The organism is Alkalihalobacillus sp. CinArs1 (genome assembly GCF_947387515.1).
Lineage (GTDB): Bacteria > Bacillota > Bacilli > Bacillales > Guptibacillaceae > Guptibacillus.
Genome location: NZ_CANDOB010000003.1, coordinates 76,604 through 90,322, shown reverse-complemented (window position 1 = coordinate 90,322; position 13,719 = coordinate 76,604). Strand labels below are relative to the sequence as shown.

13 protein-coding genes are annotated in these 13,719 nt (G+C 40.9%); 1 reads left to right on the top strand and 12 read right to left on the bottom strand.

Annotated elements, in window-relative coordinates:
* Window positions 1-97: 97 nt before the first annotated feature.
* From PFZ69_RS16240 to PFZ69_RS16200, 9 genes are all read right to left on the bottom strand, one after another.
* Window positions 98-1,687 carry a PucR family transcriptional regulator gene (locus PFZ69_RS16240; protein WP_270182150.1) on the bottom strand — a complete coding sequence of 530 codons (1,590 nt, stop codon included), beginning with the start codon at window positions 1,685-1,687 and terminating at the stop codon, window positions 98-100.
* Window positions 1,688-1,857: 170 nt separating this feature from the next.
* A complete protein-coding gene (locus PFZ69_RS16235; protein WP_270182149.1) occupies window positions 1,858-2,100 on the bottom strand; it encodes a hypothetical protein in 243 nt (80 codons plus the stop codon).
* Window positions 2,101-2,112: 12 nt separating this feature from the next.
* Window positions 2,113-2,340 (bottom strand): hypothetical protein, encoded by a 228-nt coding sequence (locus tag PFZ69_RS16230; protein ID WP_270182148.1) that lies wholly within the window; start codon window positions 2,338-2,340, stop codon window positions 2,113-2,115.
* Window positions 2,341-2,353: 13 nt separating this feature from the next.
* Complete coding sequence (locus PFZ69_RS16225; RefSeq protein WP_270182147.1) at window positions 2,354-3,826, bottom strand: NCS1 family transporter; 1,473 nt, start codon at window positions 3,824-3,826, stop codon at window positions 2,354-2,356.
* A gap of 23 nt (window positions 3,827-3,849) precedes the next feature.
* The gene (gene hydA, locus PFZ69_RS16220) at window positions 3,850-5,268 is read right to left on the bottom strand and encodes a dihydropyrimidinase (RefSeq protein ID WP_270182146.1); all 1,419 of its coding nucleotides are present in this window, start codon (window positions 5,266-5,268) and stop codon (window positions 3,850-3,852) included.
* Between the two features lie 12 nt (window positions 5,269-5,280).
* Window positions 5,281-6,561: an NAD-dependent dihydropyrimidine dehydrogenase subunit PreA gene (gene preA / locus PFZ69_RS16215; RefSeq protein ID WP_270182145.1), complete on the bottom strand. Its 1,281-nt coding sequence runs from the start codon at window positions 6,559-6,561 to the stop codon at window positions 5,281-5,283.
* A gap of 14 nt (window positions 6,562-6,575) precedes the next feature.
* Complete coding sequence (locus PFZ69_RS16210) at window positions 6,576-7,937, bottom strand: NAD(P)-dependent oxidoreductase (protein WP_270182144.1); 1,362 nt, start codon at window positions 7,935-7,937, stop codon at window positions 6,576-6,578.
* A 65-nt stretch (window positions 7,938-8,002) separates the two neighbouring features.
* The gene (locus PFZ69_RS16205) at window positions 8,003-8,893 is read right to left on the bottom strand and encodes a nitrilase-related carbon-nitrogen hydrolase (protein ID WP_270182143.1); all 891 of its coding nucleotides are present in this window, start codon (window positions 8,891-8,893) and stop codon (window positions 8,003-8,005) included.
* Between the two features lie 160 nt (window positions 8,894-9,053).
* Entirely contained in the window at window positions 9,054-9,458 is a 405-nt protein-coding gene (locus PFZ69_RS16200; RefSeq protein ID WP_270182142.1) for a thiol-disulfide oxidoreductase DCC family protein, read from the bottom strand.
* A gap of 121 nt (window positions 9,459-9,579) precedes the next feature.
* On the opposite strand from PFZ69_RS16200, the gene PFZ69_RS16195 reads away from it, so the two are divergent.
* A complete protein-coding gene (locus tag PFZ69_RS16195) occupies window positions 9,580-10,938 on the top strand; it encodes an MATE family efflux transporter (RefSeq protein ID WP_270182141.1) in 1,359 nt (452 codons plus the stop codon).
* Window positions 10,939-10,973: 35 nt separating this feature from the next.
* Here the strand turns inward: PFZ69_RS16195 and PFZ69_RS16190 are convergent, their stop codons facing one another.
* The 3 genes from PFZ69_RS16190 to PFZ69_RS16180 form a co-directional block, all read right to left on the bottom strand.
* Entirely contained in the window at window positions 10,974-12,593 is a 1,620-nt protein-coding gene (locus tag PFZ69_RS16190) for an ABC-F family ATP-binding cassette domain-containing protein (RefSeq protein ID WP_270182140.1), read from the bottom strand.
* Between the two features lie 82 nt (window positions 12,594-12,675).
* Window positions 12,676-13,338 (bottom strand): bacillithiol biosynthesis deacetylase BshB2, encoded by a 663-nt coding sequence (gene bshB2 / locus PFZ69_RS16185; RefSeq protein ID WP_270182139.1) that lies wholly within the window; start codon window positions 13,336-13,338, stop codon window positions 12,676-12,678.
* A gap of 14 nt (window positions 13,339-13,352) precedes the next feature.
* Window positions 13,353-13,697, bottom strand: a complete 345-nt coding sequence (locus tag PFZ69_RS16180) for a YojF family protein (protein WP_270182138.1) — start codon at window positions 13,695-13,697, stop codon at window positions 13,353-13,355.
* Between the last annotated feature and the right edge of the window lie 22 nt (window positions 13,698-13,719).

The following is a 13,719-nucleotide window of genomic DNA, read 5'->3' as shown; positions in this document are numbered from 1 at the left end:
CTTTAGTCTAACTCCTACAATTATTGTAGGTGATTAGTGATTAAAGGGTCATTAGACAAAACGTAACATGGTTTCTGTAGTTGTTTTACACGGTGCTTTATGTCTGCAGGTAATCATATGCGTGAAGAGAAAACTCGATCGCTTGTCGTTTCGGAGAACTCATAAAATCTTTGCCTAATAATTCTTCAAGTTTTTCAAGGCGATGATAAAGCGTTTGTCTTACAACATAGAGTTGTTCAGCCGTTTCCTTTTTAGAACCATTGCAACACATATATACTTTAAGTGTATTTAATAGGTTACTATTATTCTTCTCATCATAATGAATCACTGGAGATAAATAGTCGAACATAAATTCCTGCAATTCTTTGTTTTTTGTAAGCTGGAAAATCATACGATAAATGTGGAAGTCTTGATGATAGATGACTTTAGAACTTTTGTTACAGAGCTTATCATTGATCGTTAAAGCTTCTAATGACGATTCATAACTCTTGTGCATTTCTTTCAATAACCGTACATGTTTCCCGATACTAATCCGGTCAATCTCAGGAACTGTCCGATTTTTCAGTGTATCGTTTGCCATCAATCGATCGAAAGCAGTCCTTAGTCTTTGAATGACATCCGATTCTTCACGTCGATTTAGTAATATAATGACTAGTTTATTTCTTGTGGTTAATGAAAGAACGAAAAAGCCTTCTTGCTCAAAGAGCGATCTAACGAGAAGCATGAAGTAAGTGATCTGCGACGATGTCTCGTTTTTCTTATTAACAAAACGGCATGTGCACACTAATAGCCCTTTTGGAATCAATGTTGCATCGATATCTACTAAGTAAGATAAGATTCTCTCTTCTGTGTGTTTGCCTTCTAGCCAATCATATAACCATTCTGTTTCCTTGACGCGCTTTTTCTCTTCGATATATAATTCGCGAAGTAAAAATTGAGCGATGGCAGTTGCGCTTCGATCTAATAAGAGCATGTCGTAATCCGATACAGAAGTATGCGGAGCTGGAACTAGGATTAACTTAGCAAATAAATAATCCATCGCCTGGACGTTTTGAAGGACGAGGCCCTTACCCATAGGCTGCAATGTAATGAAATGAAGAAAGGTTTCTTTTTTTTCGTTAGACACGTCGGGTACAAATTGTGCTTGACCATCTTTTGGTTGGTAGATCACTTGCATACCTGTTTTATTAGAAAGATGCGCTAGAATGTTTTGAAGACACTGGGGCTGGAGCAGTAAACTATTCAATTCTTGTGAAAACTGTTCAAGATCTGAAATCAATTGATAATGATGCGCGATAAGGAGAGAGTGTAAATCTTGGGTAATATCGACAAACCTTACTTCCTGATTGAAGATGATGATAGGGAACTTGGATTCATCTGCAAGCTGTATAATCTCTTCAGGGATTGAGTCCATATATGTACCGATTTCTATACAAAGCCCTGCAGCATTGCTCTGGATCAACTGCTTGACAATCGATAGAAAAACATCGAGGTTATCTTTCCATACGAATCCTGTTGATAAAATCAGTTCGTCCCCATTAAGCAATTGTCTAACTGATGTTACTTCCATAACATGCACCCATTTTATTCTACGGTTCAATCCTTCACGTCCAGCAATCACGGTTGCATTTTGAAATTGTTCTCGTTCAAGGACTTCCTGTACCGTTAAGCTCGTCATCCGAAGCATTCTTTCTCCCCCTGTCATTCAATCGTCTAATGAGAAAGGTATTGTTAGGAGATACGCTTTTATCTTTTTAGTCTATTAAATATAGTTATACTTCTTTGTTTTGAATTCCTTCAAAATATTCAAAATAGTACGGTAATTGAAATTTTTATATGAGAAACAAAAATACCGGACTATTGTCCGGTATCTGCACGAGACTCCATTTCCTCCAAAACCTCTAGTAAGTAATGATATTGTTTTCTACTTCTGAAATCTTCCTCTTTCCAATTTCCTCTAATCCAGGTTGTTAAGTCTTCAACAGAATTAAACACTTCTCCACTCGTGTCAGCTTTCCGAATCATGTAGCGACCATTCTCATCGTCGATTGTAACTTCACAAGGATAAGCGCTGTCCTTAGAATACAGATTGTATTCCATCCCCATCCTCCTTTAGGATACAGATTGAATTTGCTTTAATAAAAGTGCAGAAAAGTACTTTCTCCCATTAGCAGTTTTGATTTGGAGAGTCTCTTTAGAGTCTTCTTTATTATCTGTATTCATGCTAAATTCTATAAATGCGCCTTCCAAATTTTCTAACACACCGCTGATCTTATAGCCTCTATCAATAAAGTAGTCGATCTTTTCACGTTCGATTATATACGCCTCATGTTCACTCATTGCACTTCCTCCTTTATTCGATTGAACTACCGACCTCTTTCACTGACTCCTTTTCGGTCTCAGTATCAATGATCCAATCTCTTCCTACGGTTATCCCTAAGTATTTCTCGTCACTAGGCTCAAGGATCTCTGCTTGAGAGTACTTCTTAAACCACCAAAACTTTGCAAGTAGATAGTAAGAGATAGCACCAACAAGAAAACCAACTAAGAAAGAATAAGTAGATAGATAGTACGCTGCTACTCCTCCAATAATCCAGGCGATCAAACCAGCGAGATTAACCCCATAAGCGTAGCGGAATTGTCCATGATCTTCATAAAGGTCTGGCACATTCACCCTTCTTTTTCTCAATACGTAATAGTCACAATACAAAATGCCGATAATCGCTGATAAAATACCGCCGACTACAAGTAAGATCGGTATAAGAATATTGAACAAGCTCCACGGCTGTACGACGGACCCTACGATACCAGCGATGAATACACCTGCCCAAAAAGGAACTTTTGGTCCTCCTACGTTTGAGAAAATCGTAGCTGCTGGCACAAGGTTAGCAGATACATTTGTCGACCATTGTGCTAATACGATCATCAATAGTAAGATGCCTAAGATAAGTCCCGTGGCAGCTTCTTGCAATGCAACGACTGGGTCATAGTTTGAAACGGCTATATAAGAAACTCCTCCGATGATTACCATGAACGTTTGTGTTAGCGGCAATGCGATTACACTCCCGATCAACGTTCCTTTATTCCGTTTAAGCCAGCTCCTTTCAAACTGAGGAGCTTTAATAAATCGAGAGATAGAAGGAATATCTGCTGAAATCGTCGCCCAAAACCCCATGTTGCTAAAGATCACGACTAAAAATGCTGAGACAGCTGCTCCTCCGGTTACGGGACTCTCGATCCAGCTCCAAACTTCTCTACCTTGTGCAAGAGCTTGATCAGAGAGTGAGATATACATCCAAACAGAAATAAGGATGATTACTGGAGCAGCAAGATCTGCGAACCTTTCGACAGCTTTAATGCCAAGAGATGTATTCACTAATTGAACTGTCGCAAATAGAAGGAAACATACGAACCAGTTATCAAAACCGAACAAAACATTTAAGATGGCATTCATAGCAGTTGAACCAAAATACGTGTTGATTCCAAACCAGAACGAAGCAGCTAGTCCCCTTACAATCGAAGGGATATGTGTGCCAAGGGTGCCAAACGGTGCTCTCATGTATACTGGAAATGACAGACCGTGTTCGATGCCAATATCTCCGATTATCGTAATAAATAACCCGATCGCAACGGAACCGATCAATGTTGCGATCACAACCCACGTAAGGGAAAGTGATTGTACACCAGCCCCACCGATCGCAAACGCTGCTAACACCACTGCCATACCGACCCACATCATCGCAAAACCAGTCGTTCCGATTTTCTTATCCTTATGAGCAATTGGCAATAAGTCAGGTGATTTCAAATAGCTTACATCTTTTTTCATTCAGCTATCTCCTTTAACACTGCTTATTGTATTGTGATGGTTTTGTCTGTCTTTTGGCTAAACTGTCCGTATTTTGCACGCTTCATATAGTGTCCAGATCCCGGTGTGCCTACGAATTGTTTATTCTTGATGACATAATCTCCTCTTACAAGAACAGAAATAGGCTCGCCCGTTACTTCCATTCCTTCGAAAGCATTATAATCAACCGCCATATGGTGTGTTGATGCTGATAACGTTCGCTTTATTTCAGGATCGAATATTACGATATCTGCATCTGCTCCTACGGCAATCGAACCCTTATTAGGAAATAGTCCAAAGAGCTTAGCAGACCGTGTAGACGTAACATCAACGAACTGATTTAAAGAGATTCGTCCTTTTACAACACCTTCAGAGAATAAGATACTAAATCGATCCTCGATCATCGGTCCGCCATTCGGGATTTTTGTAAAGTCATCTCGACCTAAATCTTTTTGTCCCCTAAAATCAAATGAGCATTGGTCGGATCCAATCGTCTGAAGTTCACCTATTCTTAACGCATTCCATAACGCGTCTTGATTCCACTTTTCTCTAAGTGGCGGACTCCATACATACTTTGCACCTTCAAAATTAGGTTTCTCTAGATATGATTGATCAAGAACTAAATATTGTGGACATGTTTCACCATAGATATCATAGCCTTTCTTTCTTGCTTCTGCGATTTTGTCAGCGGCTTCTTTACAGCTCACGTGAACCACATATAGCTGAGAGTTTGCGAGTCCTGTTAGTTGTGCCGCACGACCGGTAGCTTCCCCTTCGACTTCAGGAGGTCTTGTAAGTGCATGGTAGATCGGTTCAGTCTTGCCTTTAGAAAGGGCATCTTTCGTTAAATATTCGATGACGTCACCGTTTTCAGCGTGCACCATAACTAGAGCTCCAAGCTCTTTAGCAGCTAGAAGCGTTCGATAGAGGGTTTCATCGTCTGATTGAAACACATTTTTATAGGCCATGAAGACTTTAAAAGATGTAATGCCTTCATTTTTTATAATTTCAGGCAGTTCCTTCAGTACTGAATCATTAATCTCACTGATCATCAAATGGAAGCTATAATCGATCACAGATTTATCTTTTGATTTGGCATGCCATGTTTTTACGGCGTCTGCTAACGGTTTACCTTTTTCAGTCAAACAGAAATCGATGATAGAGGTTGTCCCACCAAAAGCTGCTGCAATCGTTCCTGTTTCAAAGTCATCTTTTGTAACAGTTCCGCCAAACGGCATTTCGAGGTGTGTATGAGGGTCTATCCCACCAGGAAATACGTAGCAACCTTTGGCATCGATTTCCTCTGCTCCATCCTCATTCAATGAGCTGCCTATCATCGCAATTTTACCGTCTTTGATGAGTAGATCCGCCTGGTAGGTTTCACTTGCAGTAACGATCGTGCCATTTCGAATTATTTTGTTCATGATAAATCCCCTTTACTTTGTAATTTTACTGTCTTTTAACGCACCTAAAAGCGACTGCCGATCGTTCCATGTCATCACAGGTAGTTCATGGGGGACTTCGATCATATCGATCGCACCATCCACTGGACAAACGATCGAACATAGATTACACCCAACACAATCTTCTTCTCTTACACGGAGGATAGGGTTTCCACCCTCATCCTGTAATCGATCGATGCATTGATGAGAAGTATCCTCACAAGCAATATGACACTTATTACAATTGATACACACATCATTATTGATCCGAGCTACCACATTATAATTTAGATCAAGATTTCCCCAATCTGAATAGGTGGGTACTGACTTTCCAATAATGTCTTGAATCGATAAGATTCCTCTATCATCGAGGTAGTTTGATAATCCTTCAACAAGGTCTTCGATAATACGAAAGCCGTGATGCATAGCGGCCGTGCAAATTTGTACGTTACTTGCTCCCATCAACATAAATTCTACGGCGTTCTGCCAGTTAGAAACGCCACCCATCCCAGAGATTGGCACGTTGATACGGCTGCTTCTCGCACACTCACTTACCATATTTAAAGCGATCGGCTTAACAGCAGGTCCACAATATCCACCGTGAGCTCCTTTCCCACTTACATTGGGAATCGGAAGCCATGTATCGATATCAACTCCTGCTAAACTATTGATCGTGTTTATCATACTTACGGAGTCTGCTCCACCTCTTACCGCTGCTTCTGCAGTTGCAGTGATATCTGTTATGTTCGGCGTTAACTTAACGATAACCGGTGTTCCTGCGGCTTCTTTCGCCCAGGCCGTTTGCTTTTCTACAAGGTCTGGAACTTGACCTGATGCTGAGCCCATGCCACGTTCAGCCATACCATGAGGACATCCAAAGTTTAACTCTAGACCGTCTACTCCTACAGCTTCAACTTTCTTTACGATTTCATGCCATGCTTCCTGTTTCGGTTCTACCATTAACGATGCGACTACAGCATGTTCAGGGAAGCGTTTTTTCGTTTCATAGATTTCTTTTAAATTCACTTCAAGAGGCCGGTCCGTAATCAGTTCGATGTTATTAAACCCAGCTACTCTCTGACCATTAAAGGAAACTGCTGCATATCTTGATGAAACGTTTAGAATAGGGTCACCGAGCGTTTTCCATACGGCTCCTCCCCATCCTGCCTCAAATGCACGCTGCACTTGATATCCTGAATTTGTGGGTGGAGCTGAAGCTAACCAAAACGGATTTGGTGATGTTATTCCAGCAAGGTTTGTTCTTAAATCTGCCATATACATTCTCCTTTCTACGCGGAATACATTTCTTTTAAACTTTCGTGTACATGGTACGCAGCTGTTTTTCCTTGCTGAGCAGCTGATACGACCATCGCTTCTCCTTGTCCCTTGCCGAAAATCACGTCACCGCAAGCGTAAACCCGTGAATTTGACGTTTGCATGGAATCTTTATTGATCAAAATGACACCATCATGATGAGCTAAGCCTAACTTTTCAATAAAATCAGTGTGACGCTTTTGTCCAATCGCTTTAACCACAGCATCACATTCGATGATAAACTCAGAATCTGGCACTGGCTCTGGTCTTTTCCTACCGTCACTTGATGCCTCGCCTAACTGCATCTTGACGCATTTTAACCCTTTAACGTTACCATCAGCGTCACCTACTATTTCGATCGGCTGTGTTAGCCAACGAAATTCTACGCCGTCTTGTTTTGCAAACTCATATTCAAAGTCGTATGCAGTCATCTCTTTCTCTGTACGTCTGTAGATGATCTTCACATTTTCTGCACCAAGCCGTACAGAGCATGTTGCACCATCGATCGCGGTATTACCTGCACCGATCACGACGACCTTCTTGCCTTCTAGATGAGTGGGAAATGGAGAAGACTTTGTACTTCTCACAAGTTCGATCGCATCATGAACTCCATTAAATGTTTCACCAGGTACGTTAAGATTCGGTACATTCCCCATACCGATCGCAAGAATAACTCTTTCATTTGTTTTAAGAAGTTCATCAAATTCGATATCTTTACCTACTCTAACTCCTGTGTTTATCGTGACGCCGAGCTGTTCGACCTGCTCTACTTCCCATAGAGAGATCTTCTTAGGAAGCCTGAAAGAAACGATTCCGAATGTGTCTAAACCACCAGCTTCTTTTTCCGCTTCATAAACAGTTACATCATAACCAAGTAATGCTAGCTCTCTCGCAGCAGATAGGCCGCCGGGGCCACCTCCTACAATTGCTACTTTTTTGCCGTTAGGTTCCCCTTTCTTAAATAACACTTGATCGTTTTTAATTGCCCAGTCTGTCGCATACCGCTGTAAATTACCTATCAAGATCGGTTTCGTAGAGTGATTTAATACACAAGCCCCTTCACAAAGCTCTTCAGTAGGACAGACCCTCGAACAACTAGCTCCTACAGGGTTCGCTGTCATAATTGTTGTAGCAGAACCCTTCATGTTACCTGATGCGATTTTCTTAATAAACGATGGAATATCGATTCCTGTTGGACAAGCGTTTATACAGGGAGCATCATAGCAATAAAGACACCTGTTTGCTTCATTTAATGCCTCTTGATTAGAGAGTGGCAACTCAACTTCTTTGAAATTAGCTGTAAACTTGTCAGGTAAAGGCGATTCAACAGTACTCATGAACGTGTCCCCCTTCATTAAAATAAAAAGCAGGTGTATTTCATGCCTACACCTGCTGCTCATTATTACGGTAACAATGACGTCATTTCATTATAGGTTTCCGGTCTTCGATCACGGTAAAACTGCCATAAATCACGAACTTCACGAATCAACTTCTTATCCACTACTCCGATGATGACTTCGTCTTGATCACGTGATCCTGTCGCAACAAAGTTCCCCCTAGGATCAACGAGGTACGATTGACCATAGAACTCCCCCATGTTCCATGGTCCTTCCATACCTACCCGATTGATTGCTCCGAGGTAATAGCCGTTTGCAACAGCATGTGCAGGCTGCTCGAGCTTCCACAAATACTCCGATAATCCTGCAACTGTAGCAGAAGGATTGAATACGATCTCAGCACCATTCAATCCTAGCAGTCGTGCGCCTTCAGGAAAGTGCCTGTCATAACAAATATAAACCCCTACTTTCCCAAATGCGGTATCAAATACGGGATAACCAAGGTTTCCTGGTTTAAAATAGTACTTCTCCCAAAAACCGTGTCCGTTATCACCAACCGCTACCTGAGGTATGTGCTGTTTACGATATTTACCGAGATATGAACCATCTGCATCAATTACTGCTGCTGTATTGTAGTAGGTTGAAATGCCCTCTCGTTCATAAATAGGAAGAACAATAACGATTCCTAGATCTCGTGCAACAGCCTGAAATCGCTTCGTAGTCGGTCCATCTGGAATTTCTTCTGCAGCGTCATACCACTTTTTGTTTTGTTCAGCACAAAAGTAAGGTCCATAGAAGATCTCCTGTAAACAGACGATCTGTGCGCCACGTTCACTTGCTTCCTGCACCAACTTTAAGTGTTTTTCTATCGCTACCTCTTTATGCTTTTCTACTTCTTCATTTCCATCAACATCGTTTTTAGCCTGAATTAAGCCTATTTTTACTGAATCAGACATATGTACGATCCTCCTTTGACCGTCCTTGTAATTGACTGAATTTTCTTTCTATAAAAAGTGTAGAAGATTGTTGTAGATGAAGCACTATACATAATGTAAAATCGTTTCTTCAAAAAACGTTCAAAGTGTCGTAAAAAAAAAAGACTCACATGATGTGAGCCTAACCTATAAACCTGTCATTGTATTTCTTACTTGGAAGCATGCATGAATCTCTTTTACCGAACAATGCATATCTTTTTTTCGCGATCACATCGTACATTTTATCTCTAATGAAGACAGGAAGAATACGAATGATTCTAATGAAGTTAAAAACGCCCCCTAGTCTTTTACATATGTAGAGAACAGCTCTAGATTTATAATAAACGCGTCCATCAGCAATGACGATGATACTATCTGGTATCTCTTCTACATCAGCATTCTTCAACAATTCGGCAGCAACTTCTGATTGAAGCGATGCGAATTTGAAAACACTTTGCTTGTCATGCTTCAACATAAACTGAACGAGTCCATTACATAGATTACATACACCATCGAATAAGATGATGGGATTATTACGATCAGTCATCAAAACCCTCCTTACATGTTCAATACTTCACATTCTTATCATACCATTTCTTTCTAGTTCTTCTCTATAGATATGCTATAATTTTTCTGGTAACGAAACTATACAGTTAGGATGTTCTCATATGTACCCTACTCAATCACTCAGAGACAAACTAAAATTATTAGTAACCGTGTTATATCCAATCCTCATCACACAACTCGGACTATACTCGATGAATTTTTTCGACACACTTATGAGTGGTAGAGCTGGTGCCGGTGATCTCGCTGGTGTAGCGATCGGATCAAGTTTATGGGTGCCTGTATTCACTGGATTGAGTGGGATTTTGCTTGCTATTACCCCTATCGTTTCTCACTATATAGGAGCAAATCAAGAAGATCGCGTCTCATTTTCAGTCTTACAAGGGATCTATTTATCGATCGCCTTATCAGTACTCATCTTAATAGGTGGAGGAATTGCTCTAAATCCTCTTCTATCGCTAATGGACTTAAATGACCACGTGCAATATGTTGCGAAAGGGTATCTAATTGGTTTATCTTTCGGGATTCTTCCCCTTTTTATTTATTCAGTCCTAAGAAGTTTTATCGATGCACTCGGTCAAACAAGAACAACGATGATAATTACACTCTTGTCACTTCCTATCAACATATTCTTCAATTATGTATTGATTTTCGGTAAGTTTGGCTTTCCAAAACTCGGTGGGATCGGTGCAGGGTATGCTTCTGCGATCACCTATTGGTTCATTTTAATAATCAGCTTATTCTTTATCTTAAAAGTACGCCCATTTCGAACGTTCGACTTGTTTAAACGCTGGTATGGTGTATCACTATCCACTTGGATCGAACAACTGAAAATAGGAGTTCCAATAGGGTTTTCAATCTTCTTTGAAGTTAGTATTTTTGCAGCAGTTACGTTATTGATGAGTGCATACTCTACAGAGACGATAGCAGCTCACCAGGCTGCTATCAACTTTGCTTCGCTTTTATATATGATTCCATTAAGTATTTCGATGGCATTAACCATCGCTGTTGGTTTTGAAGTTGGCGGAAAACGGTTTCGTGATGCTAAAGTGTATGGGTATCTAGGTATTGGATTTGCTGTTGGGATGGCATTGTTATCAGCGTTCGTACTCTTTTTCTTCAATGATGCCATAGCGGGTTGGTATACGAGTGACAGGGAAGTTTTCGAATTGATCAAGGTGTTCCTGATCTATGCTGTATTCTTCCAACTTTCAGATGCGATTGCTGCTCCTATACAGGGGGCATTACGCGGTTACAAAGACGTGAACATCACGCTTCTCATGAGCCTCATCTCATACTGGATCGTCGGACTTCCTTCAGGGTATGTTCTGGCTAAATTCACTTCATTCGGACCTTATGGGTATTGGATCGGATTAAGCTCGGGCCTCCTTGTTGCTGCGATCACATTGTTTTTACGATTACGCTTCTTACAAAATAGAATGTCCCAAAAGGCATACACATAAAAAAATGCGTCCCGAATTCGGGACGCATTTCTGTTTTAATTATACATTTTCTCAGCTTTAGCTTGTAACGCTTCATCTTCTAGGTATTCATCGTAAGTTGATTCTTTATCGATGACACCATTTGGAGTAATTTCGATTACTCTGTTCGCAATCGTTTGGACGAACTGATGGTCATGACTCGTAAAGATAAGAGAGCCTTTAAAGTTGATGAGACCATTGTTCAGTGCCGTGATCGATTCTAGATCAAGGTGGTTCGTCGGATCGTCAAGTAGAAGGACGTTTGAACCACTAAGCATCATTTTAGAAAGCATACAACGTACCTTCTCTCCTCCGGAAAGGACGCTTGCCTTCTTGTGAACTTCCTCACCTGAGAATAGCATTCTTCCTAAGAAACCACGAAGGAAACTCTCTGTTTGATCTTCAGGAGAATACTGTCTCAACCATTCTACAAGGTTCAGATCCTGTCCTTCAAAGTAATCGGAATTATCTTTCGGGAAGTATGCTTGAGACGTCGTGATTCCCCACTTATACGTACCGCTATCTGCTTCCATTTCACCCATCAAAATCTTCATTAGTACTGTGTTCGCAATCTCGTTTCTACCAACAAGTGCCACTTTGTCATCCTTGTTAAGACGGAAGCTAACATTATCTAGTACTTTCACACCGTCGATCGTCTTCGTTAACCCGTCTACAACAAGAAGGTCGTTTCCGATCTCACGGTTTGGTGTAAACGCGACGTAAGGATACTTACGAGAAGAAGGTTTAATGTCATCAAGCGTGATCTTATCAAGCAACTTCTTACGAGATGTTGCTTGCTTTGATTTAGAAGCGTTCGCACTAAACCTTGCAACGAAGGCTTGAAGTTCTTTAATCTTTTCTTCCTTCTTCTTGTTTTGGTCCTCTTTCATCTTACGAGCAAGCTGACTAGACTCATACCAGAAATCATAGTTACCTACGTAAATCTGGATTTTACCGAAGTCAAGGTCTGCCATATGCGTACAAACTTTGTTTAAGAAGTGACGGTCGTGGGAAACGACGATAACCGTGTTTTCAAAGTTGATCAAGAACTCTTCAAGCCACTGAATCGCTTTAAGATCAAGGTTGTTCGTCGGCTCATCAAGTAAAAGGATGTCAGGAGAACCGAACAGCGCTTGAGCAAGCAAAACTTTTACCTTTTCAGAACCAGGTAAGTCTGCGAGCTTCTTATGGTGAAGGTCTTCTGAAATTCCAAGTCCAGTTAGCAATACTGCTGCGTCAGATTCTGCTTCCCAACCGTTAAGTTCAGCAAATTCTCCTTCAAGCTCAGCAGCTTTCATGCCATCTTCATCAGAGAAATCTTCTTTCATATAGATCTCATTTTTTTCCTTCATGACTTCATATAAACGAGCATGACCCATAATAACCGCATCAAGCACTTCATACTCTTCGTACTCAAAGTGGTTCTGCTTTAAGACTGCAAGACGCTCGTCTTTCCCCATACTTACGTCTCCAGTTTGAGGTTCAACTTCACCGGAAAGAATTTTAAGGAAAGTTGATTTACCAGCACCGTTCGCTCCGATCAAACCATAGCAGTTGCCCGGAGTGAATTTAATATTTACATCTTCAAAAAGCTTACGATCACCATACCGTAAGCTAACATCAGTAACGTTAATCATTTAGGTCGTATTCCTCCATCTATAATTAATATACAGGGTATTATAACATGTTCGAGCTCGAATAGATATGAACCTCAACAGATTATGTGATCGGATAGATCCAGAACGATTCTTGCTTAATGAACTTTAACATCTCAGAATTGAGATCGAGCGTGCCATCCTTAAGCCTCGGTACCATCGCTTCCGTTTGCGATCTGTGTGCTTCGATGGTTTTTATTTTCGTTTCCATAACATCAGTTACATCGAATACGCGATCGGGTTTCCCTAGTACCTCTTCTCTTTCAGGAGTGATGGGTAAACCATAAATCGTTGGTCGCTTTTCATGTGGTATACGTTTGACAGCCTCCACAACAGCATGCCCGCATGCATCGTGATCCGGATGGATGCCATGCCCTGGGTAAAATGTGATGATTAATGAAGGTTGTAGTTCGTCGATCAACCTTCCTATCGACGAGACAAGAAGTTCTGGATCTTCAAATTCTAGCGTCTTGTCTCTAAAACCAAGCATACGAAGGTCTTTCACACCCATCGCTTTACAAGCATTTAGAAGCTCTTCCTTTCTTACTTCGGGAAGCGTTTCTCTTGTTGCGAAAAATGGATTCCCCATGTTCCTACCCATTTCTCCAAGTGTGGCACATGCATAGGTTACAGGTACACCATCTTGAACAAATTTCGTCATAACCCCGGCTGTCCCAAATGCTTCATCATCTGGATGAGGAAATATCACTAATACTTGCTTTTCCATTTTTTCTCCCCCCCTTATTCGAACGGTGTATGGCTGAGTTGAACAGCAATAGCTAATCGTCCGCTATCATCGTGACCAGCCATCAGAAGTCTTCCTTTATTATCGAGTTGATAGTCTGTTAACCCTTCAGCATACATCCATCCTTCATCTAATTTAAAACCGATTCTGTAAGGACCTGCTCCTGCGATCTTAACGTTTGTAAATCGAACAGAACCGTTCCTTATATATGCACCGACAGATAGTTTTTCTTTATTTTGTGCTGCATAGGCACCACTCGTCGTTTCAAGGTGCAGATATATTTGTTGATTCTCAAATTTTTCAAGTAGTTCTTGTACATGTTCTATTTGTATTGCCTTCATGACATTTGCTCCTTTTTTAAGG